The organism is Kitasatospora sp. MAA19 (assembly GCF_029894125.1).
Classification (GTDB): Bacteria; Actinomycetota; Actinomycetes; order Streptomycetales; family Streptomycetaceae; genus Kitasatospora.
Map to the genome: position 1 here is coordinate 64027 of NZ_JARXYZ010000008.1, position 26450 is coordinate 90476.

Consider the following 26450-nt stretch of genomic DNA (forward strand, 5'->3'; position numbering starts at 1 on the left):
TGTCTCCGAACCGGCCGAGCCCTGGTCAGAGCCCTGATCACGGCCCTGACCACGGCCCTGCGCGCCGCCCTACTTCGCAGCCTTCCCGGCCTCGCTCCCGGCCGCGCTCTTGGCCGCCACCACCGCGTCGAACACCTCCCGCTTCGGCAGCGACAGCTCCACCGCGACCGCCGCGATGGCCTCCTTGCGGCGCTCCCCGGCCTCCTCCCGGACGGCCACCAGCCGGGCCAGCTCGGCGGGGGTGAGCTCCTGCGGCGCGGCCGGCGGGGCACCCGCGACGACGACGGTGATCTCGCCCTTGACGCCCTCGGCCGCCCAGCTCGCCAGGTCGCCGAGCGGCCCGCGCTTCACCTCCTCGTACGTCTTGGTGAGCTCGCGGCAAACGGCCGCGGGCCGCTCGGCGCCGAACGCCTCGGCCATCGCGGCGAGCGCCTCGGCGATCCGGTGCGGCGCCTCGAAGAAGACCATGGTGCGCGGCTCGGCCGCGATCGAGGCGAGCTGCCGGGCCCGGTCGCCGGTCTTGCGCGGCAGGAAGCCCTCGAAGGTGAAGCGGTCGACGGGCAGGCCGGACAGCGCGAGCGCGGTGAGCACGGCGGACGGTCCGGGCACCGCGGTGACCTTGACGTCGGCGGCGACGGCGGCGGCGACCAGCCGGTAGCCGGGGTCGGAGACGGAGGGCATGCCGGCGTCGGTGACCAGCAGCACCCGGGCTCCGCCGAGCAGCGCCTCGACCAGTTCGGGGGTGCGGCCGACTTCGTTGCCCTCGAAGTAGGAGACCACCCGCCCGGCCGGGGTCACCCCGAGCGCCTGGGTGAGCCGGCGCAGCCGCCGGGTGTCCTCGGCGGCGATGACGTCCGCCGTGGCGAGTTCGGTGAGCAGCCGGGGCGGGGCGTCCGAGACGTCGCCGATGGGGGTGCCTGCGAGAACGAGTACTCCTGTCACGGGCCCCATCCTTGCAGCTACCGGCCGCCCGGGGCTTTTGGTGACGATTCGGGCAGCTTCCGAGGGAGCGCTCACACGTACGAAGAGCGCCCCTACGATGTGGCGGATGAACGGCGACACGGCGGCTCGGACGCCCACCGGTACAGACCACACCGCGCAGGATGGCGCCGGCGTGGCCGGCCTGCCGACCCCCGCCGTCCCTGGCCCCCGCCCGTCCGAGCCGGCTTCCCTGCCGTCCGAGCAGGCTGCACAGCCCTCCGACGAGGCCCCCCGGCGGCCGTCCGAGCAGGCTCCCCCGCCGTCCGAGCAGGCTTCGCGCAGCTGGCGGGAGCGGCTGGCCGGGTTCGGCTACGCCGCCCGCCCGACGGCCCCGCTGGCCGAGCGCCTGGTCCCGCCGATGCCGGACGGCCGCGGGGTGACCCCGGCGGTGGTGCCCCCGTCGCCGCTGTTGCTGCGGCTGGGCGTGTCCGTGCCGGCCGGCCTGTGGTCGTGGCTGTGCCGCTGGGCCGGCTGGCTGGGCCCGCTGGCGGTGGCGGTGTTCGCCGGGATCCTGCGGTTCACCAACCTCGGCCAGCCGCACGCGATCATCTTCGACGAGACGTACTACGCCAAGGACGCCTACGCGCTCTGGCACGGCGGCTACGAGATCAGCTGGCCGGACGGCGCCAACGACCAGATCATGACGCCGGGCGCGGCGGTCCCCTACCGCTCGGCGGCCTCCTACGTGGTCCACCCGCCGGTGGGCAAGTGGATCATCGGCGCGGGCGAGTGGCTGTTCGGCATGAACCCCTTCGGCTGGCGGTTCGCGGTGGCCCTGCTCGGCACGCTGTCGGTGCTGATGGTGGCCCGGATCGCCCGCCGGCTGTTCCGCTCGACCCTGCTGGGCTGCGTGGCCGGCCTGCTGCTCTCGGTGGACGGCCTGCACCTGGTGCTCAGCCGCGCCGCGCTGCTGGACCTGGTGGTGATGTTCTGGATCCTCGCCGCCTTCGGTTTCCTGCTGCTGGACCGCGACCGCACCCGGGGCCGGCTGGCGGCGAAGCTCGGCGGGGTGCCGGACGCGGTCCTGGCGCAGCGGATGAACCTGGGCTGGCGCCCGTACCGGATCGCGGCCGGCGTCTGCGTCGGCCTGACCTGCGCCACCAAGTGGAGCGGCCTGTACGTGGCGGCGGCCTTCGGCGTGCTGACGGTCCTGTGGGACGTCGGCGCCCGCCGCCTGGCCGGGGCCCCGCGCCCGTACCTGGCGACGCTCGCCCGGGACGTGGTGCCGGCCTTCGTGTCGATCGTGGTGGTGTCGCTGGTCGTCTACCTCACGTCCTGGTGGGGCTGGTTCGCCAGCAGCAACGCCCCCGGGCAGGGCGGCTGGGGCCGGGACTGGGCGGTCGGCCGCTCGACCGACTACCCGTGGATACCCGAGGGGCTGCGCGCCCTGTGGCACTACCACTCGACGGTCTACGACTTCCACACCCACCTGAGCGACCCGCACACCTACCAGTCGAACCCGTGGTCCTGGCTGGTGCTGGGCCGGCCGGTCTCGTTCTTCTACGAGTCCCCCAAGCAGGGCCAGAGCGGCTGCACGGCCGCCGAGTGCGCCCGCGAGGTGCTGGGCATCGGCACCCCGCTGCTGTGGTGGGCGGCCGTGGTGGCACTGGTGTACTGCCTGTGGCGCTGGGTGGCGCGGCGGGACTGGCGGGCCGGCGCGGTGCTGTGCGGCCTGGCCGCCAGCTACCTGCCGTGGTTCGCCTACCAGCAGCGCACGATCTTCCTCTTCTACGCGGTGGTGTTCGTCCCGTTCCTGGTGCTCGCGGTGACGATGCTGGTCGGCGCGCTGATCGGGCCGCCCGGCGCGTCCCGGGACCGCCGGATCATCGGCTCGGCGGCGGCCGGACTGCTGGTGCTGCTGATCGTGTGGAACTTCCTCTTCTTCTTCCCGCTGTTCACCGGGCAGACGATCCCGATGGACGACTGGCGCCAGCGGATGTGGTTCAACAGCTGGATCTGACGTCCACCGTCCATCCCCCAATCGTCCGTATGCGGTGCACGACACGTACCAGATCCGTCACAACTCCCGGGCGTTTCGTCGGCGCACCGATCGGCGCTGCCTAGGGTGGGGGGCGAATAGCGTTTCCGGCCCCGGTCGGTTGCGCCCGGCCGGCAGACCCATGGGGGAGCAGCACCATGCGCAGAGGCGCGAAGATCGGCATCATCACCGGCGTGTCCGTCGCGGTCCTCGCAGGCGGCGGCTACGGGGCGTACAGCCTGATGGGCGGCTCGGACTCCGGGACGTCCTCGGCGAAGAAGCCCCGCACGGTGGTCGCCGAACCGCCCTCGGCCGAGCAGGCGACCAACGGTGCGAAGGACTTCCTGGCGGCCTGGGCGGCCGGGGACCTGGACAAGGCGGCCTCGCTGACCGACGACCCCACCTCGGCCACCACCGCGCTGGCGGCCTTCCGGGACCAGGTCAAGCCGAGCGCGCTGACCCTGACCCCGGCCGGCCCGGCCACCCCGCAGGCCTTCGCCTCGGCCACCGGCACCCCCGCCCCGGCCGCCAAGCCCTCCGCCGGCGCCTCGGCCACGCCGTCGGCGGGCGCGACGCCCGGTGCCACCGACTCCCCGTCGGCCTCCGCCTCGGCCGGGCCCGCCGGCGTGCTGATGGGCTTCAAGGCGCGCGCCGAGTTCGCCGGCACCAACCGGGTCTGGGACTACAACGGCTTCCTGAACGTCGTGAAGATGAGCGACGACACCCCGGCCGTGCACTGGGCTCCGACGGTGATCCACCCGCACCTGTCCGGCAGCGAGACGATCGCCGTCCAGCAGGTCTTCGCCCCGCCGTCCAACGTGGTGGACCGCAACGGCAAGCCGCTGCAGGGCGCCTCGATCACCCCGGCGCTGCTGTCCACCCTGCAGGACAACGCCCACAAGCTGCTGCCGCCGGACCCGAACAAGGACCAGGACGCGGGCAGCGCGGTGGTGATCAGCGACCCGGCCGGCAAGACCGCCGCCGACAAGCTGTTCACGATCGTCGAGCCCAAGCCCGGCAAGCCGTTCAAGGTGACCATCGACAACAACGTCCAGGCCGCGGCCGAGAAGGCGATGACGGACCTGGGCGGCAAGTCCGGGTCGATCGTCGCGATCGAGCCGAGCACCGGCCAGGTGCTGGCCTTCGCCAACGCGCCGACCAACGGCCAGAACCGGGCCTTCACCGGCCTGCTCGCGCCGGGCTCGACGATGAAGATCGTCACCTCGACGGCGCTGCTGGAGGCCGGGGTCAACCCGGACACCGTGGTGGCCTGCCCGGAGAAGAGCAGCAACGCGCAGGCGATCCCGAACTCCTTCCCGGGCGCCTTCCCGAACAACACGCTGCAGCAGGACTTCATGGTGTCCTGCAACACGGCCTTCATCAACCAGGGCCTGACCAGCCTGAAGCCGAACACCCTGTCCAGCACCGCCAAGGACGTCTTCGGCCTCGGCCCGGAGTGGAAGACCGGCCTGCCGAACGCCGACGGCCGGGTGCCGGACCCGGGTGCCAACAAGGACGAGCAGGCGATGAACTACATCGGCCAGGGCAAGGTCCAGATGAACCCGCTGGCCATCGCCTCGGTCACCGCCACGGTGCAGAGCGGCGAGTTCAAGCAGCCGATCCTGGTCGCCGACCTGCCCCAGCAGAAGGCCGCCCGCAACCTCTCCCCCGACGTGGCGGGCAAGCTGAGGGCGATGATGGCGGCCACCGCGCAGGGCGGCACCGCCAAGGACGTGATGGCCGGGATCACCGACAACGCGGGCGCCAAGACCGGCTCCGCCGAGGTGGCCGGGGTGGCCGTGACCAACAGCTGGTTCACCGCCTACCGCGGCAACATCGCGGTCGCCGCCGAGGTGCAGGGCGGCGGCCACGGCGTGGACGCGGCCGGCCCCGCGGTCGCCGCCCTGCTCAAGGCGGCCGCCGGGCGCTGAGCACGGTCGTACGACACGGCCTTCGGACGGAGCCCGCTCAGCCTCGTGGCAGGGCGGGCTCCGCTCTGCCCGGCAGCCGGCGCGGCGGGATCGGGCGCCGGCTGCTCCAGCGCCGGGCCGCCAGCCGGGGCCAGATCACCAGGACGACCGGCAGCGCGAGGTAGCCGAACCGCCCGGCCGGGGCGAGCATGAACGCGATGGCCAGCCCGGCGGCCAGCAGGTCGGCGGCCGCGATCGCGGACACCGGCGGCCGGGCCAGCAGCCAGATGGCCACCCCGACCCCGCCCATGGTCATCAGCGCCAGCGAGATGGAGTGCCCGGTCGGCCCGAAGCCGGCCAGCACCTTGCCGGGCAGCGGGCTGCCGGCCGGGGTGTGGATGGCGGTGAGTCCGAGCGGGAAGCGCACCACCTGTTCGCGCAGCGCGTCCGCCCGGGTCAGCACGGAGGGCAGCAGCACGGCCAGGCCCGTGCCGAGCGCGATCAGCGTGGTCCGGGCGGCGGGCCGGCGACCGTACAGCCGCCACAGCAGCAGCGCGGCGACCGGCAGCGCCGGCCAGGACGTCCACTTGAGGGTGCAGGCGAGGGCGAGCACCAGTCCGGCGGCGACGGTGCGGTCCCGCTCCGCGAGCGCCATGGCGAGGCAGCAGAGACCGATCAGCGGCAGGTCCACCCCGCCGACCACCAGGGCCAGCGCGATCAGCGGCGAGGCGGTGAGCACGGCGAGCGGCAGCAGCGGGGCGCGGTCCCGGGACGGCCGCAGCAGCCGCCAGCTGGCCAGCAGGCAGGCGACGAAGGCCAGCGCGAACCAGATCCGGGCGTCCCCCGCGACCCGGGCGAAGGCGGTGCCGTCGCCGAGCAGTTGGCGCGGCATCCCGAACAGGGTCATGGCCGGCAGGTACGGGTTGTAGTCGGTGACCACCACCGGGTGCGGCAGGTACGGGCTGCCGGTGGTGAGCAGCAGGTGGGCCGAGCGTTCGACCACCATCACCTCGGACTGGTGGCGGCCCTGCAGGGCCAGCAGGGCGAGCGGCGCGAGGACGGCCCCGACGAGGGCGACCGCGGCGGCGGAGCGGGCCGCGAAGCGGCGCGGCAGGGTGAGGCAGAGCAGACCGGCCAGGGCGTAGGCGGGGGCCGCGACGAGGCCCCACAGCCGCTGGTTGGGCAGGTCGGAGACGAGCGGGAAGGCGGCCGCCCAGCCGGCCGCGACCAGGCAGCCGAGCAGTTGGACGGTGCGCATCGAGGCGAGTCCGGCGGGATTCAGCCGATCGGGCGTGGGCGGGAACGTGCTCTCGCCACGCTGGCGGGGGAACGGTCGGGTGGAGTAGCCGACGGGCGGCCGTCCGGGCTCGGACGGCGCCGCGGTGGAGGTCTGCGGGGCCGGCGTTCTGGAACGGCCGGTGAAGCGGCCGCGCGGGCGGGAGAAGCCGGGCGTGCGGGTGCTCACCATGGTGGAAGGTTATGGGTGGGGGCAAGGCCCTGTCGCCATGCCCTGGGACACGGTTCGGGAGCGGACACCCGAGGGGCCGCCGGGTGTCCCGCCCGGCGGCCCCGCGGGGCCGGATGTGCCCGGTTCAACCGGTCTTGCTGTCGGCGGCGTTGTCCGCCGCGGCGGCCTGCGGCTGCTCCAGCTTGGAGTGCTTGATGCTGTACCCGAAGTAGACGACCACGGCGACGGCGACGGCGATCCCGCCGGCCCGGAAGGTGTCGGCGTGCAGGCCGGTGATCAGGTAGACGCAGAAGGCGACGCTGAGCAGCGGCACGACCGGGTAGCCGGGGACCTTGAAGCCGCGCGGCAGGTCGGGCTGGGTGCGGCGCAGGATGATCACACCGATCGAGACGACCGAGAAGGCGATGAGCGTCCCGAGGCTGGTGATGTCGGCCAGGATGTTCAGCGGGGTGAACGCGGCCAGCGCACCGACGCCGAGGCCCACCACCAGGGTGTTCCAGACCGGGGTGCCGGTGCGCGGGGAGAGCTCGGCGAAGCGCTTGGGCAGCATGCCGTCGCGGCCCATCGAGTAGAGGATGCGGGTCTGGCCGTAGATCACCACGAGGGTGATGCTGAAGATCGAGATGATCGCGCCCATCGCGAAGACGATCGCGGGCCAGCTCTGGCCGGTGATGTCCTGCAGGATCTGGGCGAGGCCGGCCTCCTGGCCGTCGAACTTCTGCCACGGCTGGGCGCCGATGCCGGCCAGGGCGACCAGGATGTAGAGCAGGGTCACCACGACCAGCGAGATGATGATCGCCAGCGGCAGGGTGCGGCGCGGGTTCTTGACCTCCTCACCGGCGGTGGACACGGCGTCCAGGCCGATGAAGGAGAAGAAGATGCTGGAGGCGGCGACCTGCACGCCGCCGATGCCGAGCGGCATGAACGGGGTCAGGTTGCCGGAGTGGAAGCCGGTGAGCGCGATGCCGACGAACAGCAGCAGGATGAGGATCTTGATCGCGACCATGACCGCGTTGACCTTCACCGACTCGCTGACGCCGCGGATGAGCAGGACGCAGACCATGGCGACCAGCAGCAGCGCCGGCAGGTTGAACCAGTGGGTGCTGTCCGGAGCGCCGGAGAGCTGCTCGGGGATGGTGAAGCCGAAGGTCAGGTCGAGGAACTTGTTCAGGTACTCGGCCCAGCTCACCGCGATCGCGGAGGCGGAGACGCCGTACTCCATCAGCAGGCAGATGCCGACGCCGAACGCGACGCCCTCGCCGAGGGTCGCGTAGGCGTAGGAGTACGAGGAGCCGGAGACCGGGATCGCGGAGGCCATCTCGGCGTAGCAGAGCGCGGTGAGTCCGGCGGTGACCGCGGCGAGCACGAAGGACAGGATGACGGCCGGGCCGGCCGAGGGCACCGCGGTGCTGAGCACGAAGAAGATGCCGGTGCCGATGGTGGCGCCGATGCCGATCGAGGACAACTGCCAGAGGCCGATCGAGCGGCGCAGGTGGATGCCGGAGCGGCCGCCCTCCTCGGGCGCGCCGGCCGGAGGGCCGTCCCGGCCCTCGCTCTCGGCGATGAGGGACGAGACTGGCTTGCGGCGCAGCAGACGCGCACCGAGGGAGTTGCTGGCCAAAACTGCGGTCCTTCTGGGCGGGGGGAGGGTGTCCTGGCGGCCGGTCACTCGACGCGCCATGGGGTGCCATCGGGGACCAACCGAACAAAGATGGGACAGTACCCCGCGAAAGCACCAGTGTCGCAAACGAACAGTCCCGATCGGCGCATTGGACGAATTGGCGCATAAGGCTATACAAACCGGACACTTCGTAAACGGCGCATCTGCCATTCGGCGACTAAACGGCAGCTCAGCGGCGGTCGGCCGGTCAGCGGCCGAGCACCGCCCGCATCACCGAGCGGGCGATCGGCGCCGCCAGCCCGCCACCGGTGACGTCCGTGGCGTCACTGTCCGCGATCACCACGGCCACCGCCACCGGCGGCACCGCGTCGGAGCCGGCGGGCCCGGCCCAGGAGATGAACCAGGCGTACGGCGTCCCGCTGTTGCCCACCCCGTGCTGCGCGGTGCCGGTCTTCCCGCCGACCACCGCACCGCCGATCCGGGCGTTGCCGCCGGTGCCGTTCTCCACCACGTCGGTCATCAGCTGCTGGATCTGCCCGGCCACCGCCGGGGTCATCGCCTGCCGGTACACGGCGGGCTTGGTCAGCTGCACCGTGGTGCCGTCGCTCCTCGTCAGCTTGTCCACAAGCTGTGGACGCATCACCGTCCCGTTGTTCGCGACCCCGGCCGCGACCATCGCCATCACCAGCGGGGTGGCCGCGGTGTCGAACTGCCCGATCGAGGAGAGCGCGACCTGCGACTGGTTCATCTTCGTGTCGAAGTTGGACCGGGCCGGGCGCACCGGCATGTCCAGCCTGGCGTCGTTGAAGCCGAAGTTCTCGGCCATCGCCACCATCCGGTCCAGCCCGGTCTGCACCCCGAGGTAGCCCAGCACGCTGTTGCAGCTGTAGACCATCGCGGTGTCCAGCGACAGTTCGGGCTCGTCGCACGCCGAGCTGTCGTTGACCAGCGGCGTGGTCGTCCCGGGCAGCACGTACGGGTACGGCGCGGAGGTCGGCGCGTCGATGTCGGTCACCACCCCGTCCGCGAGCGCGGCCGCCGCCGTGACCACCTTGAAGGTCGAGCCCGGCGGGTAGGTCTGGCGCAGCGCCCGGTTGAGCATCGGCTGGTCGGTGTCGGCCTGCAGCCGGTTCCAGGCGGCCTGGTCGGCCGAGGAGGAGCCGGCGAAGCTGCCCGGGTCGTAGGACGGCGTGCTGGCCAGGGCCAGGATCCGGCCGGTGGCCGGTTCGATCGCGGCCACCGCGCCCTTCTGGCTGCCGAGCCCGCGCACCGCGGCCTCCTGGGCCGCCCGGTTCAGCGTGGTGTAGACGTCCCCGCCGGGGTTCTGCCTGCGGGCGACGGCGTCCCAGACCGCCCAGCCGGACAGCCGGCTGTCGGTGCCGGACAGCAGGTCGTCCTCGACCCCCTCCAGCTGGGTGTTGCCGTACGCCTGCGAGGCGAAGCCGGTGGCGGCCGCGTACATCGGGCCGTCGGTGTAGGTGCGCTTGTAGTCGTACCGGCCGCCGGTGGGCTCGGAGCCGGTCACGGTGTCCGCGCCGACCAGGATGTTGCCCCGCGGCTGCGAGTACCGCTCGATGGTGAGCCGCTGGTTGGCGGCGTTGTGGTCGAGGTCGTCGGACTGGAACACCTGCACCCGGGTGGCCTGGACGCACAGCGCCGCGATCAGCAGCAGGCAGAAGGTGCCCGCGCGGCGCCCGGTGACGGAGATGCCGGGCAGGCCCTGCGGCCCGTTGCCCCGGGGACGCGGACGGGGACGGTTGCGCGCCATCAGGACTCCTCCGACGCCAAGGGCGCCGGCCGGCGGGCGATGTCGCTCATCCGCACCAGCAGCGCCACGATGATCCAGTTGGTGACCACCGAGGAGCCGCCCTGGGCGACGAACGGCAGGGTCATCCCGGTCAGCGGGATGAGGCCGAGCACCCCGCCGGCCACCACGAACACCTGCAGGCCGACGATCGCGGCCAGCCCGATCGCCAGCAGCCGCCCGAACGGGTCGCGCAGCGCGATGCCCGTCCGGAACCCCCGGGAGACCAGCAGCGCGTACAGCAGGAACACCGCGATCAGCCCGGTCAGGCCGAGCTCCTCGCCGATGGTGGCGAGGATGAAGTCCGACTTGGCGGCGAAGCCGATCAGCACCGAGTGCCCGTTGCCGAGCCCGGTGCCCAGTTCCCCGCCCCAGGCGAAGGCGAACAGCGACTGGGCGATCTGGTTGGCGCCCTTGCCGGCCGCGATCGAGCCCAGCGGGTCCAGCCAGTCCGTCACCCGGCTGTGCACGTGCGGCGAGAGCCAGCCCACCGTGACCGCCCCGACCGCCGCCAGCACCAGCCCGATCGCGATCCAGCCGGTGCGCGCGGTGGCCACGTACAGCATCACCACGAACAGGCCGAAGAACAGCAGCGAGGTGCCGAGGTCCGTCTCCAGCACCAGGACGCCGACGAACGCGGCCCAGATCAGCAGCACCGGCCCGAGCACCCGGCCGCGCGGCAGCTGCCAGCGCCAGACCCGGCGGCCGGTGAGCGCCAGCGCGTCCCGGTGCACCGCCAGGTAGGCGGCGAAGAAGACGGCCAGCAGGACCTTGGCGAACTCCCCCGGCTGGAAGGACAGCGGCCCGATCACGATCCAGATCCGCGAGCCGTACACCGGTGGGAAGAAGATCGGCAGCACCAGCAGGACCAGCGCCACCAGAGCCCCGAGGTAGGCGTACCGCTGCAGCCGCCGGTGGTCGCGCACCAGCAGCACGACCAGGATGAACAGTGCCACCCCCAGGCTCGACCAGAGCAGCTGGGTGGAGGCCGCGCCGGCGCCCGAGGAGGCCCGGTCGAGCCGGTAGATCACCACCAGGCCGATCCCGTTGAGCAGCACCGCGATCGGCAGCAGCAGCGGGTCCGCGTACCGGGCCCGCCAGCGGACCACGGCGTGCGCCAGCAGGGCGAGCACGCCGAGCGCGGCACCGTACTGGGCCGCGTCGGCGGGCACCTTGCCGTCCAGGTTGACGCCGACCTCGACGTAGCCGAACACGGCGGTCAGCACGGCGGCCAGGACCAGCGCGAGCTCGGTGCCGCGCCTGGTCGGCACCGGCCGGCTCGGCCGGGCGGCGGCTCTCGTCACGGCGGGGGGTGTCGCCACGGACCGTCCTGGGGGTCGCGGGGTACCGGGAACGCCTCTCCGGAACGCTCTCCGGGGGTGCCGATCGGGGCGGACCGGCGGTACGGGGCCGGTCCGCCCCGACGTGAGCGGCTGTCGGGTGGTGCGGGGGTCAGGCGGAGGGGGGAGAGGCCTGCGCCCGGGACGCCTCGACGGTCGCCTTCAGCTCGGCCTCGGCGGCGGCGGACAGCGAGGTCTGGATGATCTGGCCGCCGTGGCGGGCCAGCGCCGGGACGACCTTGTCGGCGGTGGCCTTGCGGACCAGCAGGAAGACCGCCGCGGTGCCCGGCCGGAGGTGCTGCCCGACCTCGCGCATGAAGTCGTCGTCCACCCCGATGTCCGTGGAGGCGCCGACGGCGGCTCCGGTCGCGCCGCCGAGCGCCGCGCCGAGGAAGGGCATGAAGAACAGCAACCCGATGACGCCGCCCCACAGCGCGCCCGTCGCGGCGCCCGCGCCGGTGGTGCTGACCTGCTGGTGCAGCTTGATCCTGCCGTCGTCGCGGCGCTCCACGACGACCACGTCCTCCAGGTCGATCAGCTGCTGCTTCTGCAGGCCGATCGCTTCGTTGCGTACCGCCTGGGCGGTGGCGAGGTCCGGGTAGGCGATCGCGAAGAGGTTGCTCACTGCGGGTCCTTCCAACGAATCGGACGTGCCGGCCGGGTCCGGGCGCCGGTACGGCGGGCCCCCGCGCCCCGGTTCGTCACCCTAACGAGCTTTATCCATATTTATTCGCTCTTCGCTACGGTGTGTCCGCTATTGCCGGGAATCCTCCAGGCCTCCTACTCGGGCCGCCGACCGGCCAGCGCCGCCGTCCCGGCCACCGCCGCGGCCAGCAGGGCGGCGGCGAGCGGCAGTTCGCCCCACGGCACGGCCACCCGGCCGGTCCGGGCGGCGGAGACCAGGACGCGGACCGCCGCGTTGGCCGGGGAGGCGGGCGCCACCAGCGCCACCGTGGCGAGCGCCAGCGCCAGTGCGATGCCGTACTGCGGCCGCATCAGCACCGGCCGGTTGGCCGGCACCCCGGCCAGCACCCCCAGCAGCACGCACACCACCGCCGTCAGCAGCCCGGCCACCAGCGCCGATCCGGCCGGCGGCTGCCGCTCCACCCCCGGGTTGGCCACCGTCCCGCTCAGCCACCACAGCGCCGCCACCTCGGCCACCGCCAGCACCAGCCCGGCCGTCAGCGCCGCCAGCAGCGCGCCCAGGTGCACCCGCAGCGGCCCCGCCGCCGCCACCAGGCAGGCCCGCGCGGCCGGCGGCTCCGCACCGAGCACGCTGCGCACGTACCAGGCGCTCACCGGCAGCAGCACCGCCGCGCCGTAGCCGAGGTCGCCCAGCAGCGGGTTGCCCGCCGTCACACCCACCACCAGCAGCAACGCGTACGTCAGGAACGGCGGCAGCCAGGCGTGCGAGCGCACCAGCAGCTCCAGGTGGTACCGGGTCAGCGCCCCGACCTGCCTCATCGCTCCTCCTCCCGGCGCCGCACCGCCAGCACCCGGACGGCCGGGCGGCCGAGCAGCAACCGGCGCAGCAGCGCGTCCGAGTGCGCGGCCGGCACGGTCAGCCGCACGGCCGTGCCGGCCAGCGGGGTCGGCCGCGGCGCCCCGGGCAGCCGGGGCGGCAGCGGCGAGCCGCCCGGGACGTCCACCTCGATCTCCATCACCGGGCCGCCGCCGTCCGGCACGGGCTCCACCTGCTCGGCGGGCCGCAGCGCGCCGTCCGCGCCGACCCGGTAGGCCGCGCTGGTCAGCCCGGCCAGCCGGGCCGGGTCGTGGTCGACGAACAGCACCGTGCCACCGTCCGCCGCCCGCTCGGCGGCCGCCTCGTCCAGCACCGCCCTGGCCTCGGGGTCGAGCCCGGTCCAGGCCTCGTCCAGCAGCAGCACCCGGGCCTCGGCGAGCAGCGCCTGCGCGACCGCGACCTTCTGGCAGGTGCCCTTCGACAGCCGGCTCAGCGGTGTGCCCGCCCGGTCCGCGATGCCGAAGCGGTCCAGCCACTCCCCGGCCCGCCGCCGCGCCGACTCCGCCGACAGCCCGTGCACCCGGCCCACCCGCTGCAGGTACGAGGCGGCGTCGAACGGCAGCGCGGGCGGGAAGCGTTCGGGTACGTACGCGGCGGCGCCCGGGCGGACCACCCGCCCGGCGGTCGGCCGCTCGATCCCGGCCACCAGTCGCAGCAGCGTCGACTTGCCGCTCCCGTTCGCCCCGGCGATCCGCACCAACTCCCCCGGCCCGACGGCGAGATCGACCCCGCGCAGGATCCACCGCCCGCGCCGCCCGTACCGCTTGCCGACCGCCGCCAGCTCCATCCCGACCCCGCCCCCGTCCACTCCCACCCGGCTCGGCGAACCCGCACGGGTTCAGGCGAGTTCGCACGGAAGGCTATCCAGCACGGGTAGGGCCCGCGTAAATCCCGGCCGTCCCGCCCGGCTCCGACCGCCCGTCCACGCGCCGGAGTTCACGCCGGGGCGGGGTGGGGCACGATCCGGACTCGTTTGGCCATGGCGAACTGATGATCCCTAGGATCTCCCGGGTGACTACCGGACGACGACCAAAGACCAGGCTCGGCGGCCTGCTGGCCGCCCTGGCGATAACGGGCGCCTCGCTGCTCCTCGGCCTGCCCGCCCACGCCGACGAACCATCAGCCGGCGCCGCCGCCGCGCCCCAGGAGGCCCCCCGGGTCGACCTTGTCCTGGACGTCAGCGGCTCCATGAACGAGCGGGACATCCAGGGCAAGAGCCGCATCTCGGTGGCCCAGCAGTCGCTGAACGACGTGATCGACGCGCTGCCCGCGGAGACCGAGTTCGGCATCCGCACCCTGGGCGCGACCTACCCCGGCAACGACAAGAACCAGGGCTGCCAGGACACCAAGCAGCTGTTCCCGGTCGGCAAGACCAACAAGGTCGAGGCCAAGACGGCGGTCGCCACCCTGCGCCCCACCGGCTGGACCCCGATCGGCCTGGCCCTGCGCGGCGCGGCCCAGGACCTCGGCAAGGGCGAGACCACCCGCCGGGTGGTGCTGATCACCGACGGCGAGGACACCTGCACCCCGCCCGACCCCTGCGACGTGGCCCGCGAACTCGCCTCCCAGGGCATCCACCTGGTCGTCGACACCCTCGGCCTGGCCCACGACGACAAGACCCGTCAGCAGCTGCTCTGCATCGCCAACGCGACCGGCGGCACCTACACCGACGTCCGCACCCAGGAGCAGCTCACCGACAAGGTGAAGCAGCTGGTCGACCGCTCCAACGACACCTACGCGGTGACCCCGGTGAAGACCGTCGGCACCGACAAGTGCGAGAACGCCCCCGTCCTCGCCCCGGGCGTGTACAGCGACCGCGAGAAGTTCTCCGAGCACCGCGTCTACAAGGTCCCGGTCAAGTCCGGCCAGGAGCTGCGTGCCTCGGTCAGCGTGGGCCTGGACCGCGCGGTGGCCCGGGACTACGGCGTCCTGCTGCAGGCCACCAGCGCGACCGGCCAGGAGCTGGTCCGCGGTACCGACGCCGGCAGCAGCCGCACCGACGTGATCTCCACCGGCCTGCGCTGGTCCACCGGCGACTCCAAGGGCTACGTCACGGCCAGTCCGACCTCCTCGCCGAGCGCCAAGCCGGAGACGGCCGTCTGCCTGGTCGTCAGCAACTCGCTGGCCCCGCAGGCCGGTGTCCAGGCCGACCCGGGCCTGCCGCTGGAGCTGACCGTCGACCTGGCCACCGCCTCGTCCGCCCCCGAGGGCGCGGCGATGGGGCTGGGCCGCGGCTGGATCCTGCTGCTCACCCTCACCCTCGCCGGTCTGGTGTTCGGCCTGGTGTTCGGCTGGATCGCGCGCTGGCGGATCTCTGTCTGGCGGGAGAACTGACCATGCGTACGACCCTTCGCGGCGCCCTCGCCGCCCTCACCCTGCTGCCCGCCCTCGCGCTGGCCGCGCCGGCCGCCTCGGCCGCCTCGCCGTCCCCCTCGGCGAGCGCGAGCGGCACCCCGGCCCCGGCCACCAAGGCCGGCACGTCCTTCCTGACCGCGACCAACCTCTCCCCCGGCCAGGACGCCAACGTCGCCGCCTCCACCGGCGACTACCTGTACTGGGCGTTCGGCGCCTCGGAGGGCCAGACCCCGACGATCGGCCTGACCGTCAACCTGGCCCCCGCGACCGACCGGCACGGCCCGCAGACCTGGTCCGTCGAGGTCTTCGACGGGCTGCGCCGGCGCCAGTCCTGCACGGCCGGCACCCAGAACGCCACCGGCGACCAGAACACCGCCACGCTCGCGCTCAGCTGCACCCTGCGCGAGATCCGCTCCTGGGCCGAGCCGTGGTCCGGCGACCCGCTGCCCGGCACCTACTACGTGCGGCTCTCGGTCAGCGACGTCCCGCAGCCGGACCTCGGCCTCGCCACCTCCGTCCAGTTGCACGTCAGCGCCAAGGGCAACGCCGACAACGCGCAGCCGGAGGGCGGCGAGCTCAAGGCCCCGCTGGTCCCGCCGGCCGGCGGCGGCGCCAGCACCGCCAAGGCGGCCGCCCCGGTGGAGCCCGAGGAGCACTGGTACACCGGCTGGTTCTCCGGCTGGAACAGCCGCTGGTACTGGAGCATCGGCGGCGGCGCCCTGGCCGCCCTGGCGGGCGTCCTGGGCTACAACCTGACCCGGCACCCGCGCGGCCACCGCCCGGGCCGCTACGGCGCCGTCCCGCCGCAGTCCGGCGCCCCCCAGCCCGGCCCCTACGCCGGCTCCCAGCGCCCCTGACCCACCCCGCCCCACCCCGAGGGCCGGCCGGACTCGCTCCGGCCGGCCCTCGGCCGTTCCCGCCCCGGCCCCGCGGGCCTAGGCTCGAAGCATGGCCCCGCAGCCGGACGGCAGGATCGTGGTCGGCGTGGACGGCTCCCCGCCCTCCCGCGCCGCCGTCCGCTGGGCGGCCCGCCAGGCCGTCCTCACCGGCGGACCGCTGGAGGCGGTGGCCGTCTGGGACTTCCCCTGCCTCTACGGCGAGCACGGCCTCGTCCCGCCCGCCCTGGACGGCTTCGGGCGCGAGCACCGCGCGGCCGAGATCCTCGACGAGGCGCTGGCCTCCTGCGCCCCACCCGGCCCCCCGCCACCGCCCGGCCGCCCACCGTCCGTGCACCGCCGCCTCACGGCCGGCCCGCCCGGCCCCGCCCTGGTCGCCGCCGCGGCCGGCGCCGCCCTGCTCGTCCTCGGCAACCGCGGCCGCTCCACCCCGCCCGACGCCCCGCTCGGCACCGTCGCCCAGTACTGCCTCGACCACGCCCCCTGTCCGGTGGTGATCGTCCGCGACTGACCGTCAGTTCACCGCCCCACCCCGACCATGACGGCCATCACACGGCCAACTCCCGCGCCCCCGCACCGGATTGCCCCGGGCAACGCAGAAGCCCCGCCCGGTCTCACGACCGGGCGGGGCTTCTGTTGGGTGGAGCTGAGGGGATTCGAACCCCTGACCCCCTCGATGCGAACGAGGTGCGCTACCGGACTGCGCCACAGCCCCAACGAGAAGAAACTCTAGCACCTTTCGGAGGGGGTCCGTGACCACCCCCGGGGACGCGGTGCTGGTCGGGGGCCGGAGCTGTCACTCGTTGGCCGCGCGGGGGCGGCTCTCCGGGGCCAGGGGTTCGGCGTACTGGTCGAAGAGCGGGGTCTTGCGGGGAGACTCGGCGGGACGCCCTGCGGTCCAGGTGCCGGGGGCCGACAGGTCGAGGCCGCGCGAGACCCGGGGGGCGACCGGCGCGGTGACGTACGTCGGCAGCGGGACGGGCACCGGCTCCCAGGAGTCCGGGCCGGCCGCGCCGCGCTCGCGCATGCCGTCGACCCACTCCTCGTGCTCGGTCGCCTCGGCCACCGCGGAGGCGGACGGCGCGGAGACGGACGGGGCGGAGACGGACGGCGCGAAGACGGTGGCCTCGCCGGCGTCGGTGGCCAGCCGCAGGTGCGGACGGCGCCCGGCCCGCTCCCCGGCGCCCGGGGCCTGGGCCCGGACCTGAGCCTGGGCCTGCGCTTGGCCTTGGGCCTGGGTCTGGGTCTGGGTGGCGGGGGCCGCGACGGGGGCGCTCCGGGCCGCGGCACGCTGCTGCTCGCGCTTGCGCAGCCGCTCGGCCGCCTGGGCGGCCCGCGCGCGGTCGAGCTTCACCTCGTAGCGCTCGCGCTCCAGCTTGCGCAGGTGGCCGATGTAGAGCGTGAGGAGGATCGCCGGGACGGCCGGGACCCAGAGGAAGGCCAGTCCGGCCACCGCCGCGACCACGGCGCCGAGCGCGAAGGCCAGGAAGAGCAGGGTGACCATCCGGCGCCGACGGGCCAGCAGCCGGGCCCGGCGCTGCGCACCGCCGTGCGGTTCGGCCGGCGGACGCTCCCCCCGAACGTCCCGCTCGGGCGAGGGCTCGGCGACGGACGCCGGCTCGACGGCGGGGGGCTCGACGGGACGCGAAGGCTCGGCGGCGGACGGCTCGGCGGAGGGCGCGGAGTCCGCCGCGGGGTCGCCGACGGCGGCCTCGTCCCGTCCGGGAGTGCCGTCGCTGCCGTGCTCGTCTTCACGCGGTTCGTCGCCCAGGGCCCGGGCTGCCCGCCGCTCCAGCCCCGAACGCCCGGCCAGCAGGCGAATGGCGGTGCTGAAGCGTTCCGTCGGGCGCGCCTCGTTGAGTTCGTCCTGCCTGCGGAGCCACATCGGCACCAGATAGGCGGCCCAGGCCCCTACGATGACGGCGTAGATAAGGCCACTACTGCTCACGATTCACACCGTACGGGCGCCGGGAAGGCCTGGCAGCAATTTGGCTCGGCGTGTCGTGTGATCAAGCTGATTCTCCGACTATTTTGCCGGTATTTGTGCCAGTCCACCGCCACGCCGATGCCATATCGATATTTGTTTCGAACATATATTCAATTAGTTGACTCGCGGCCGGAACTGATCGCCCGCCAGCGTTCCAGCATCCCCTCCGGGACCTCCTCGGCGGTCAGCGCGTACACCAGGTGGTCCCGCCAGTCGCCGTCGATGTGGAGATAGCGTGGGCGGATTCCCTCCGAGCGGAAGCCGAGCTTTTCCACCACCCGGCGGCTCGGGGCGTTCTCCGGGCGGATGCAGACCTCGATCCGGTGCAGCCCGAGGGTGCGGAAACAGTGGTTGACCGAAAGCGCCACGGCGGTCGGCATGATGCCCCGGCCGGCCACCGCCTCGTCGATCCAGTACCCGACGTTCGCCGAGCACATCGAGCCCCAGGTGATGCCGCCGACGGTCAGCTGGCCGACCAGCTGCCCCTTGTGGAGCACGACGAAGGGCAGCATCCGCCCGGCCGAGGCCTCGCCGCGCAGGAAGCGGACCATCTGCCGGTACGTCGGGCGCGGCCCGGCGGCCTGCCCGGCCGGACCGGGCGGGACGGTCGCCTCCCAGCGGCGCAGCCAGTCCCGGTTGCGGCGGCTGACCTCCTGCCACTCACGCTGGTCGCGGGCCCGGATCGGGCGCAGCACGACCTCCCCCTCGTGGAGTTCGACCGGCCAGCCGGCGTTCAGTGCGCCCTCCCGGAAGCTGGGGCGTCCGGCCGGGGGTGGTCCCCGCCGCCGAGCTGGTCGACGGCGTGGGCGAGCAGCGGTTCGAGGACGGCCAGGCCGTCCCGGACGCCGCCGGTCGATCCCGGCAGGTTGACGATCAGGGTACGTCCGGCGAGGCCGGCCAGCCCCCGGGAGAGCGCCGAGGTCGGGACCTTCTCCCGGCCGTACGCGCGGATGGACTCGGCGATGCCGGGGACCTGCCGGTCGATCACCCGGGCGGTCATCTCGGGGGTGAGGTCCATCGGCGAGATGCCGGTGCCGCCGGTGGTGAGGACGACGTCGTAGCCGGCCGCGACGGCCTCGCGCAGGACGGCCTCCACCGGCTCGCCGTCCGGGACGACCCGGGGGCCGTCGGCGCTGAAGCCCATCGCGGTCAGGCCGGCCACCAGCAGCGGGCCGCCCTTGTCCTCGTAGACGCCGGCCGAGGCCCGGTTGGAGACCGTCACCGCGAGGGCCCTCACGCGCCGGCCTCCGGCGCGAACCAGTCACCGCTCTTGCCGCCGGTCTTGCTGAGCACCCGGACGGACTCGATGGTGGCGCCCTTGTCGACGGCCTTGACCATGTCGATCACCGTGAGGCCGGCCACCGCGACGGCGGTCAGCGCCTCCATCTCGACGCCGGTGCGGTCGGCGGTCTTCACGGTGGCGGTGATCTCGACGGCGTCGTCCACCACCGTGAGGTCGACCTTGACGCCGGAGACGGCGATCGGGTGGCAGAGCGGGACCAGCTCGGGGGTCTTCTTGGCGCCCATGATCCCGGCGATCCGGGCCACCGCGAGGGCGTCACCCTTGGGCACCCCCTCGCCGCGCAACAGCTCGACCACCGTCGGGGAGACCCGGACCCGGCCGGTCGCGACGGCGGTGCGCGCGGTGGTGGCCTTCTCGGAGACGTCGACCATCCGGGCCGCGCCCTGGTCGTCGACATGGGTGAGGCGGTCGCCAGGGGCAGGTGTCGTCACGGGTGGCTCCAGGGGCGCGCAGATCGAATACCGCGCTACCGTACAGCTCCCCCGGCCCGCCCCGTGGGAGGGGCCGGGTGGCAGGACGCGCCCCGCGGCCTCGTGCGACCGGGGTCAGGAGCCGAGCAGCACCACGTCGACCTCGCTGCCGGCGGACAGCGCGGTGACGTCCTCGGGGACGGTGATCAGGCAGTTCGCCCGGGCCAGGGCGCCGACCAGGTGCGACTCGGCGCCGCCCACCGGCTCGACGGTGCCGTCCGCCGCCGAGTAGCGCCCGCGCAGGAACTGCCGGCGGCCGGCCGGCGAGCGCAGTGCCGCCGGGCAGAGCGCCCGGACCACCGGGCGGTGGACGTCAGCGGCGCCGAGCATGGTGCGGATCACCGGGCGGACGAACAGCTCGAAGGAGATGTAGGCGCTGACCGGGTTGCCGGGCAGGGCGAGCAGCGGGACGCCGACCGCGCCGCCGATCCGGCCGAAGCCCTGCGGCTTGCCGGGCTGCATCCGCAGCCTGCGGAAGTCGACGCCGCCGTAGGACTCGAAGACCTCCTTGACCACGTCGTACGCGCCGACGCTGACCCCGCCGCTGGTGACGATCAGGTCGGCCCGGCCGAGCTGGTCCTCCAGGACGGCGCGCAGGCGCTCGGCCCGGTCCGGGACGGCGCCGACCCGGTAGGCGATGGCACCGGCCTCCTGGGCGGCCGCGGTGAGGGTGAAGCTGTTGGAGTCGGAGATCTGCCCGGGGCCGACCGGTTCGCCGGGCTGGACCAGCTCGCTGCCGGTGGAGAGCACCACGACCCGCGGGCGCGGGCGGACCTTCACGGTGCCGCGGCCGATCGCGGCGAGCAGGCCGAGCTGGGTCGGGCCGAGCCGGGTGCCGGCCTCCAGGACGGTGGCTCCGGCCGCGACGTCGCTGCCGCGGCGGCGGATGTGCGCGCCCTCGGCGACCGGGCGCAGGACGCGGACCTCCTCGTCCTCGACGGGCGCGGTCATCGCGTCGGCGGGCGCGCCGGTACCGGTGCCGCCGTCGGTCCATTCGACCGGGGCGACGGCCTGGGCGCCGGGTGGGACGGGGGCGCCGGTCATGATCCGGGCGGCCTGGCCGGGCCCGACCCGGGGCAGTTCGTCCGCGCCGGCGGCGATGTCGCCGACGACCGCGAGCACCGAGGGGTAGCGGTCGGTGGCGCCGGCCGTGTCGGCGGTGCGGACGGCGTAGCCGTCCATCGAGCTGTTGTCGAAGGGCGGCAGGTCGCCGTCGGCGCGGACGTCCTCGTCGAGCCGGCAGCCCTGGGCGTCGAGCAGTTGCAGCTCGATGGCGGGCAGCGGGCCGACCGCGGCCAGCACGTCGGCGAGGTGCTCGTCCACCGTCCAGAGGCGGGGGGCCGCCGGTGCCGGGTCCGCGGACCCGTCGCAGCAGGCTGCGGCGGACCCAGTGGTGTGTTCGGTGGACCCGGTCATCGGCGGCTCACTCTCTGTCGTCGTGTCAGTCCTGCAGCTCGGTGGCGACGAACTCCCGCAGCCAGGAGCGGAACTCCGGGCCCAGGTCCGCGCGCTCGGCGGCCAGCCGGACGATAGCGCGCAGGTAGTCCGCGCGGTCGCCGGTGTCGTAGCGGCGGCCCTTGAAGAGCACGCCGTGCACCTGGCCGCCGGCCTCCGGCTCGCGGGTGGTCAACTCACGCAGGGCGTCGGTGAGCTGGATCTCGCCGCCGCGGCCGGGCGGGGTCTCGCGCAGCACGTCGAAGACCAGCGGGTCGAGGACGTAGCGGCCGATGACGGCGTAGTTCGACGGGGCCTCGTGCGTCTCGGGCTTCTCGACCAGGTCGGTCACCTGGAAGACGTCCTCGCCGAAGCCGTTCGCCTTGACGGCGGCGCAGCCGTAGAGGTGGATCTGCGAGGGGTCGACCTCCATGAGGGCGACGACCGAGCCGCCGAGCTCCTGCTGCACCTCGATCATGCGGGAGAGCAGCGGGTCGCGCGGGTCGATCAGGTCGTCGCCGAGCAGGACGGCGAAGGGCTGGCCGGCCACGTGCTGCTCGGCGACCGAGACGGCGTGGCCGAGGCCCTTCGGGTCGCCCTGGCGGACGTAGTGCATGTTGGCCAGGTCGACGGACTCGCGGACCCGGCGCAGGCGGTCCTCGTCCCCCTTGCGGGAGAGCAGCTCCTCCAGCTCGTAGGCGCGGTCGAAGTGGTCCTCCAGCGCGCGCTTGTTACGGCCGGTGACCATCAGTATGTCGGACAGCCCGGCGGAAGCGGCCTCCTCGACGACGTACTGGATGGCCGGCTTGTCGACGACGGGCAGCATCTCCTTCGGAGTGGCCTTGGTTGCCGGCAGGAAGCGGGTGCCCAGTCCGGCCGCGGGTACCACAGCCTTGGTTACCGGGATTCGGGAGTTGGTCGTCGTCATGCGTTTACCTTACTCAGGCACGTTTTCGCCCGGCCGAGCGCGGTCGACGGCTATGACAGCACGTCGCGGGGCCCGGCCACGGTGGCAGGCGTATGGGAATCGACCGGCTGGGCGAGGGGGGCCCCTCCGGCACAGGGCGACACACTACCCGGCTTTCCCAAACGGTCACGCTCGGCTGTCGTCCGGTGCTCCGGAGGGCAGGCGGGCGGGGCGTTCAGCTCCGCCGCGGGCCGGTCCCCGGGGCACGGGCGGACCCGCCAGCAGTCGCCGCCGGCCGCCCTGGCCTCGGCGAGCGCGCGGTCGGCGGCGCGCAGCAGCACGGCGGCGTGGGTGCCGTCCTCGGGCAGCACGGCGATGCCGATCGCGGCGGTGAGTCCGTTGCCGTGGGCCGGGCGGGGCTCGCGCGGGCCGGAGGACCAGTCGAGCAGCAGGTGCCGGCGGACCGACCAGACCAGCCGTTCGGCGACCTGCGCGGCGCCCTCGGCGCCGGTGTCCGGCAGCACCACCAGGAACTCCTCCCCGCTGTACCGGCCGAGGGTGTCGGCCCGGCGGATCTCCATCGCCAGCCGCTGGGCGAGGTCGCGCAGTATCGTGCCGGCGCGGCCGCGCCCGTGCTCGGCGACGACCGCGTCGAAGCCGGCGATCTCCAGCAGCAGCACGGCCAGCGGGCGCGGTCCTTCGGGCTGGTCGGTCCGCTCGGCCCGGCGGGCGCGCTCGATCTCGCGGTCCAGGGTGAGCTGCAGGTGGCGGTAGTTCCACACGCCGGTGAGCGGGTCGCAGGAGGCGGTGCGCTCCAGGTCGGCGCAGTGCGCCTCCAGCTCGGCGATCCGCTCGCGCAGCCGGTCCTGCCGGGCGGCGGCTGCGGCACCGCCCCGGCGCAGCCGCAGCCCGAGCACGGTGGCGCCGGCCAGCGCGGGGGCGCTCAGCACGGCCAGGGCCTGGACCAGCAGCGGGGTGGACAATCGCGACGCCCTTTCGCGTGTCAGGCTCTGCGCGTCGACGACACCGGCCGGCGGCACAGAGTTGCGGAGGATCCGATGCACAACGAGAAGAGCGATCTGAGGACACGGCTGTTGACGGAGCGCCGCGCACTCTCCCCCGAGGGACGCGCGGAGGCGGCACGCGCGCTGGCCGGGCACGCCGGGGAGCTGGCGGCGCCGGGCACCACCGTGGCCGCGTACGTCTCGGTGGGCGCCGAGCCCGGGACCAGGCCGCTGCTGGACGCGCTGCGGGCGCGCGGGGTGCGGGTGCTGCTGCCGGTGCTGCTGCCCGACAACGACCTGGACTGGGCCGCGTACGAGGGTCCGCAGGCGCTGGCCCCGGCGGGGCGCGGGCTGCTGGAGCCGGTCGGCCCGCGGCTGGGCCCGGAGGCCGTCACGCAGGCCTCGGTGGTGCTGCTGCCGGGCCTGGCGGTGGACCGGCAGGGGCTGCGGCTGGGCCGCGGCGGCGGCAGTTACGACCGGGTGCTGGCCCGACTGGCGCGGGCGGGCGCACGGCCGGTGCTGGCGGTGCTGCTGTACGAGCACGAGCTGGTGGAGCAGGTGCCGGCCGAGCCGCACGACCGGCCGGTGGACCTGGCGGTCACGCCGTCCGGGCCGCAGCGGCTGGGGTGAGACGGCGGCGGCCCCACTCCGGGCAGGGAGCGGGGCCGCCGGGGTCGCGCGGGGTCAGCCGTTGGTGAGCACCAGTTTGTGCTTGGTGGCCTTCTCGACCGCGTCCGGCGTGTAGGCCCAGGTCAGCAGCTTGCCCTTGAGCCAGAGGTCGGTCTGGTCGTTGTAGTTGTCGTGGAAGGCGTGGCCGGAGGCGCCGCCGACGTTGATCCAGCGCGAGGAGTCGAGGTCGCTCAGGTCGACCACCATCCGCATCGACGGGATCCAGTCCACCTGGTAGCCGGCCGCCGCGTTCCAGCCGGCCGCGTCGACGGCCGCCGAGCCGCCGGAGAGCCGGTACGGGCCACGGTTGAGCAGCCGGTGGACCAGGCCGGAGGCGATCGAGGAGTCGTCCGTGCCGAGGGTCTGCTCGCGCAGGGTCAGCTTGTGCAGGCGGCCCCAGCTCCAGGTGGAGACGTCCTTGCTGAGCAGCGAGGTGAGGTCCTGCCGGGCGTTCTTCATCGCCTCCTTGAGCAGGTTGTTCAGGCCCTTCTGCTCCTTGTGGTCGGAGTCGATGTACGTCCACCAGGTGCTGTCGGGCTTGTCCAGCTGCTGGCGCACCACCTCGGTCCAGCGGTCGCCGCCGTCCGGCTGGGCCTTGCCCGGGTCGCGGGTGCCGCACTCGGTGACGATCCGGCTGGAGCTGTCCGGCTTGGTCGGGTCGTCCTGCTGGCGGACCAGCAGGCAGCTGTTCTTGGCCCGCAGGTCGGCCGGGAACTTCTGGCCGAAGGCGAGGTTGAGCAGCTGGCGCCAGACGCCGTTGTAGTAGGCGGCGGCGGCCGAATCGGCGTCCTGGTGGTAGTTCCAGTCCTTCAGCAGGTCCTGGGCCTCGCGCACGTACGGGTCGTCGATCTGCTGCTGGAGCAGCAGCGGGACGAGCGTCTTGGCCATGATGTTGGTGTTGTCCAGCTGCATGGTCTGCATGTCGTCCGGCGAGATCTTGCCGTTGTTCTTGAGCAGGCCCTCGATCTGGTCGGTGATCTCCTTGGCCCGGGTGCCGTACTCCCAGTCCTTGGTGAGCGGGTACTTGTAGCTCGGGTCCACCACGGCCTGGTTGGCGGTGACGATGTAGCCCGCGCTCGGGTCCAGGCTGTACGGCAGGGCGTTGAAGGGGATCGAGCCCTTCCACTGGTAGGAGGAGTCCCAGCCCGGAGCCGGGTAGGTGCCGTCGCCCTTGCTGCGGATCGGGATGTCGCCGGGGGCCTGGTAGCCGATGTGCTTGGCGTCGGCGTAGACCAGGTTCTGCGCGGGGACGGCGAAGTCCTTGGCGGCGTTGCGGAAGTCGTCCCAGTTGCGGGCCCGGTCCAGCTCGAACACCGCGTCCATGGTCTTGCCGGGGCTGAGCGCGGTCCACTGCAGGGCGACGCCGTAGCCGCCGGTGCCGCGGTCGGGGGCGGCAGTGCCGTTCGGGGCGTACTTGCCGACGTTCTGCTGTTCGGTGCTCTGGTCGGAGATGAGCGGGGCGCCGGTCTGGGTGGTGCGGACGGTGATGGTGCGGTCCTCGCCGCCGGCGACCTTGATGGTCTCCTTGCGGAGGTCGAACTTCACGTCCTTGCCGTCGACCTGGTAGGTGTCCGGACTGGTGACCTTCTCCAGGTAGAGGTCAGTGACGTCGGCGCCGAGGTTGGTGAAGCCCCAGGCGACGTCCTTGTTGTGGCCGATTATCACGCCGGGCATGCCCGCGAAGGTGAAGCCGGAGACGTCGTACTGGCAGGCCGGCGAGGTGGTGCGGCAGTGCAGGCCCATCTGGTACCAGACCGAGGGCAGGCCGGGGCCGAGGTGCGGGTCGTTGGCCAGCAGCGGCTTGCCGGTGGTGGTGTGGGTGCCGGCGACCACCCAGGAGTTGGAGCCGATGCCCTGGCCCGGGCGGCCGAGCATCTGCGGCAGGCCGTCGACCCGGTCGGTGAGGCCCTGCAGCAGCGCCTTGGTGGTGGCCGCGCCCTGGGTGGTGGCGGTGCCGGTGCCCGACTGGGGGGAGCCGTCGGCGGGGCGGTAGGTGTCGCCGGCCACCGTGCCGGTCTTCACGATCGTGCCGTTGCGGGCGTACGGGTACTCGGGGTACAGCTCGGCGATCTTGTCCGGGCCGAAGTCCTGGGCCAGCAGCGAGCGGTCGATCTCCTCCTGGAGGTTCCCGGAGAGGTTCCAGGCCATCGCCTTGAGCCAGGCCACCGAGTCGACCGGGCTCCACTGCTCGGGCTTGTAGTCGCCGTTGACGGTGCCGAGCAGGGCGTACTCCAGCGAGGCCTTCTCGCCGCCGGGGTGCTCGGCGAGCCAGGCGTTCACGCCGTCCGCGTAGGCCTGGAGGTTCTTCTTGGACTCGGGCGACAGCTTGGTGTCCCACTCCTTCTGCGCCACCTGGCGCCAGCCCATGGTGCGGATGAAGGCGTCGGTGTCGACCTGGCCGTCGCCGAACATCTCGGCCAGCCGGCCGGCGGTGATGTGCCGGCGGACATCCATCTCCCAGAAGCGATCCTGCGCCTGGACGTAGCCCTGGGCGCGGAAGAGGTCCTCGGAGGTGTCGGCGTAGAGCTGGGGGATGCCGTTGGCGTCCCGCTTGACGTCGACCGGCGCGCTCATGCCCGCCACCTTGACGCTGCCGTCGACCTCCGGGAAGGACGCGCGGACCGCGGTGACCCCGCGGTAGCCGCCGTAGCCGACGCCGGCCACCAGCAGCACGACCAGCATGATCACGATCAGACGGGCGCGCCGGAACTTCTTCGAGCGGGGCATCTGGGTCCTTGCGGTCCTGACTTCGGGGCGGGCGGGCGTGTCCAGGGCCGGGGGCCGTGGCAGGGCACCACATT

General features: G+C 73.6%; 22 protein-coding genes and 1 tRNA gene. 6 read left to right on the forward strand and 17 right to left on the reverse strand.

The window, feature by feature from the left end:
* Window positions 1–69: 69 nt before the first annotated feature.
* On the reverse strand, window positions 70–942 hold the full coding sequence (rsmI, locus tag P3T27_RS14970; RefSeq protein ID WP_280678445.1) for a 16S rRNA (cytidine(1402)-2'-O)-methyltransferase: 873 nt from the start codon (window positions 940–942) through the stop codon (window positions 70–72).
* Window positions 943–1048: 106 nt separating this feature from the next.
* Between rsmI and P3T27_RS14975 the strand changes: the two genes are divergently transcribed.
* Together P3T27_RS14975 and P3T27_RS14980 are read left to right on the forward strand one after the other, a co-directional pair.
* On the forward strand, window positions 1049–2941 hold the full coding sequence (locus P3T27_RS14975; RefSeq protein ID WP_280678447.1) for a phospholipid carrier-dependent glycosyltransferase: 1893 nt from the start codon (window positions 1049–1051) through the stop codon (window positions 2939–2941).
* Between the two features lie 176 nt (window positions 2942–3117).
* Entirely contained in the window at window positions 3118–4890 is a 1773-nt protein-coding gene (locus P3T27_RS14980; RefSeq protein WP_280678449.1) for a penicillin-binding transpeptidase domain-containing protein, read from the forward strand.
* Between the two features lie 37 nt (window positions 4891–4927).
* On the opposite strand, the gene P3T27_RS14985 is transcribed toward P3T27_RS14980, so the two are convergent.
* The 7 genes from P3T27_RS14985 to P3T27_RS15015 all read right to left on the reverse strand — a co-directional run bounded on the left by P3T27_RS14985 (window position 4928) and on the right by P3T27_RS15015 (window position 13411).
* Window positions 4928–6337: a glycosyltransferase 87 family protein gene (locus P3T27_RS14985; RefSeq protein WP_280678451.1), complete on the reverse strand. Its 1410-nt coding sequence runs from the start codon at window positions 6335–6337 to the stop codon at window positions 4928–4930.
* 124 nt (window positions 6338–6461) lie between these two features.
* Window positions 6462–7958, reverse strand: a complete 1497-nt coding sequence (locus P3T27_RS14990) for an amino acid permease (protein WP_348534100.1) — start codon at window positions 7956–7958, stop codon at window positions 6462–6464.
* Between the two features lie 247 nt (window positions 7959–8205).
* Entirely contained in the window at window positions 8206–9726 is a 1521-nt protein-coding gene (locus P3T27_RS14995) for a penicillin-binding transpeptidase domain-containing protein (protein WP_280678455.1), read from the reverse strand.
* The gene (locus P3T27_RS15000; RefSeq protein WP_280678457.1) at window positions 9726–11066 is read right to left on the reverse strand and encodes an FtsW/RodA/SpoVE family cell cycle protein; all 1341 of its coding nucleotides are present in this window, start codon (window positions 11064–11066) and stop codon (window positions 9726–9728) included. The genes P3T27_RS14995 and P3T27_RS15000 overlap by 1 nt, the downstream gene beginning before the upstream one ends.
* Window positions 11067–11214: 148 nt before the next feature.
* Window positions 11215–11727: a DUF1269 domain-containing protein gene (locus P3T27_RS15005; RefSeq protein ID WP_280678459.1), complete on the reverse strand. Its 513-nt coding sequence runs from the start codon at window positions 11725–11727 to the stop codon at window positions 11215–11217.
* 155 nt (window positions 11728–11882) lie between these two features.
* Complete coding sequence (locus tag P3T27_RS15010; RefSeq protein WP_280678461.1) at window positions 11883–12566, reverse strand: ABC transporter; 684 nt, start codon at window positions 12564–12566, stop codon at window positions 11883–11885.
* Window positions 12563–13411, reverse strand: coding sequence for an ABC transporter ATP-binding protein (locus P3T27_RS15015; protein WP_280678836.1), 849 nt, complete (start codon window positions 13409–13411; stop codon window positions 12563–12565). The genes P3T27_RS15010 and P3T27_RS15015 overlap by 4 nt, the downstream gene beginning before the upstream one ends.
* Before the next feature lie 224 nt (window positions 13412–13635).
* Here P3T27_RS15015 and P3T27_RS15020 point away from each other — a divergent pair, with 224 nt between their 5' ends.
* The 3 genes from P3T27_RS15020 (at window position 13636) to P3T27_RS15030 (ending at window position 16386) form a co-directional block, all read left to right on the forward strand.
* Window positions 13636–14958 (forward strand): VWA domain-containing protein, encoded by a 1323-nt coding sequence (locus tag P3T27_RS15020; protein WP_280678463.1) that lies wholly within the window; start codon window positions 13636–13638, stop codon window positions 14956–14958.
* A 2-nt stretch (window positions 14959–14960) separates the two neighbouring features.
* On the forward strand, window positions 14961–15836 hold the full coding sequence (locus P3T27_RS15025) for a peptidase (protein ID WP_280678465.1): 876 nt from the start codon (window positions 14961–14963) through the stop codon (window positions 15834–15836).
* 91 nt (window positions 15837–15927) lie between these two features.
* Entirely contained in the window at window positions 15928–16386 is a 459-nt protein-coding gene (locus P3T27_RS15030; RefSeq protein WP_280678467.1) for a universal stress protein, read from the forward strand.
* 130 nt (window positions 16387–16516) lie between these two features.
* On the opposite strand, the gene P3T27_RS15035 is transcribed toward P3T27_RS15030, so the two are convergent.
* The 8 genes from P3T27_RS15035 to P3T27_RS15070 all read right to left on the reverse strand — a co-directional run bounded on the left by P3T27_RS15035 (window position 16517) and on the right by P3T27_RS15070 (window position 22959).
* Window positions 16517–16590 (reverse strand) — tRNA-Ala (locus tag P3T27_RS15035).
* Window positions 16591–16671: 81 nt separating this feature from the next.
* Window positions 16672–17823 (reverse strand): gephyrin-like molybdotransferase receptor GlpR, encoded by a 1152-nt coding sequence (gene glpR, locus P3T27_RS15040; protein WP_280678469.1) that lies wholly within the window; start codon window positions 17821–17823, stop codon window positions 16672–16674.
* A 149-nt stretch (window positions 17824–17972) separates the two neighbouring features.
* Entirely contained in the window at window positions 17973–18599 is a 627-nt protein-coding gene (locus tag P3T27_RS15045; protein WP_280678838.1) for a GNAT family protein, read from the reverse strand.
* Window positions 18596–19099: a MogA/MoaB family molybdenum cofactor biosynthesis protein gene (locus P3T27_RS15050; protein WP_280678471.1), complete on the reverse strand. Its 504-nt coding sequence runs from the start codon at window positions 19097–19099 to the stop codon at window positions 18596–18598. The genes P3T27_RS15045 and P3T27_RS15050 overlap by 4 nt, the downstream gene beginning before the upstream one ends.
* A complete protein-coding gene (gene moaC / locus P3T27_RS15055; RefSeq protein WP_280678473.1) occupies window positions 19096–19596 on the reverse strand; it encodes a cyclic pyranopterin monophosphate synthase MoaC in 501 nt (166 codons plus the stop codon). Before moaC ends, P3T27_RS15050 begins: the two co-directional genes overlap by 4 nt.
* Window positions 19597–19710: 114 nt before the next feature.
* Window positions 19711–21051: a gephyrin-like molybdotransferase Glp gene (gene glp / locus P3T27_RS15060; protein WP_280678475.1), complete on the reverse strand. Its 1341-nt coding sequence runs from the start codon at window positions 21049–21051 to the stop codon at window positions 19711–19713.
* Window positions 21052–21076: 25 nt separating this feature from the next.
* A complete protein-coding gene (galU, locus tag P3T27_RS15065) occupies window positions 21077–21997 on the reverse strand; it encodes a UTP--glucose-1-phosphate uridylyltransferase GalU (RefSeq protein ID WP_280678477.1) in 921 nt (306 codons plus the stop codon).
* 50 nt (window positions 21998–22047) lie between these two features.
* Window positions 22048–22959, reverse strand: coding sequence for a GGDEF domain-containing protein (locus tag P3T27_RS15070; RefSeq protein ID WP_280678479.1), 912 nt, complete (start codon window positions 22957–22959; stop codon window positions 22048–22050).
* 75 nt (window positions 22960–23034) lie between these two features.
* Between P3T27_RS15070 and P3T27_RS15075 the strand changes: the two genes are divergently transcribed.
* Entirely contained in the window at window positions 23035–23610 is a 576-nt protein-coding gene (locus tag P3T27_RS15075; protein ID WP_280678481.1) for a 5-formyltetrahydrofolate cyclo-ligase, read from the forward strand.
* A gap of 54 nt (window positions 23611–23664) precedes the next feature.
* On the opposite strand, the gene P3T27_RS15080 is transcribed toward P3T27_RS15075, so the two are convergent.
* The gene (locus tag P3T27_RS15080; RefSeq protein WP_280678483.1) at window positions 23665–26376 is read right to left on the reverse strand and encodes a penicillin acylase family protein; all 2712 of its coding nucleotides are present in this window, start codon (window positions 26374–26376) and stop codon (window positions 23665–23667) included.
* Window positions 26377–26450: the final 74 nt, after the last annotated feature.

Bases quoted from the DNA above. Each gene is read 5' to 3' on its own strand.
- P3T27_RS14975 (WP_280678447.1), top strand. From the start codon at position 1,049: ATGAACGGCGACACGGCGGCTCGGACGCCCACCGGTACAGACCACACC.
- P3T27_RS15025 (WP_280678465.1), top strand. From the start codon at position 14,961: ATGCGTACGACCCTTCGCGGCGCCCTCGCCGCCCTCACCCTGCTGCCC.
- P3T27_RS15015 (WP_280678836.1), bottom strand. From the start codon at position 13,411: ATGGAGCTGGCGGCGGTCGGCAAGCGGTACGGGCGGCGCGGGCGGTGG.
- P3T27_RS14985 (WP_280678451.1), bottom strand. From the start codon at position 6,337: ATGGTGAGCACCCGCACGCCCGGCTTCTCCCGCCCGCGCGGCCGCTTC.
- P3T27_RS15010 (WP_280678461.1), bottom strand. From the start codon at position 12,566: ATGAGGCAGGTCGGGGCGCTGACCCGGTACCACCTGGAGCTGCTGGTG.
- P3T27_RS15075 (WP_280678481.1), top strand. From the start codon at position 23,035: ATGCACAACGAGAAGAGCGATCTGAGGACACGGCTGTTGACGGAGCGC.
- P3T27_RS14980 (WP_280678449.1), top strand. From the start codon at position 3,118: ATGCGCAGAGGCGCGAAGATCGGCATCATCACCGGCGTGTCCGTCGCG.
- P3T27_RS15030 (WP_280678467.1), top strand. From the start codon at position 15,928: ATGGCCCCGCAGCCGGACGGCAGGATCGTGGTCGGCGTGGACGGCTCC.
- glp (WP_280678475.1), bottom strand. From the start codon at position 21,051: ATGACCGGGTCCACCGAACACACCACTGGGTCCGCCGCAGCCTGCTGC.
- P3T27_RS15080 (WP_280678483.1), bottom strand. From the start codon at position 26,376: ATGCCCCGCTCGAAGAAGTTCCGGCGCGCCCGTCTGATCGTGATCATG.
- P3T27_RS14995 (WP_280678455.1), bottom strand. From the start codon at position 9,726: ATGGCGCGCAACCGTCCCCGTCCGCGTCCCCGGGGCAACGGGCCGCAG.
- galU (WP_280678477.1), bottom strand. From the start codon at position 21,997: ATGACGACGACCAACTCCCGAATCCCGGTAACCAAGGCTGTGGTACCC.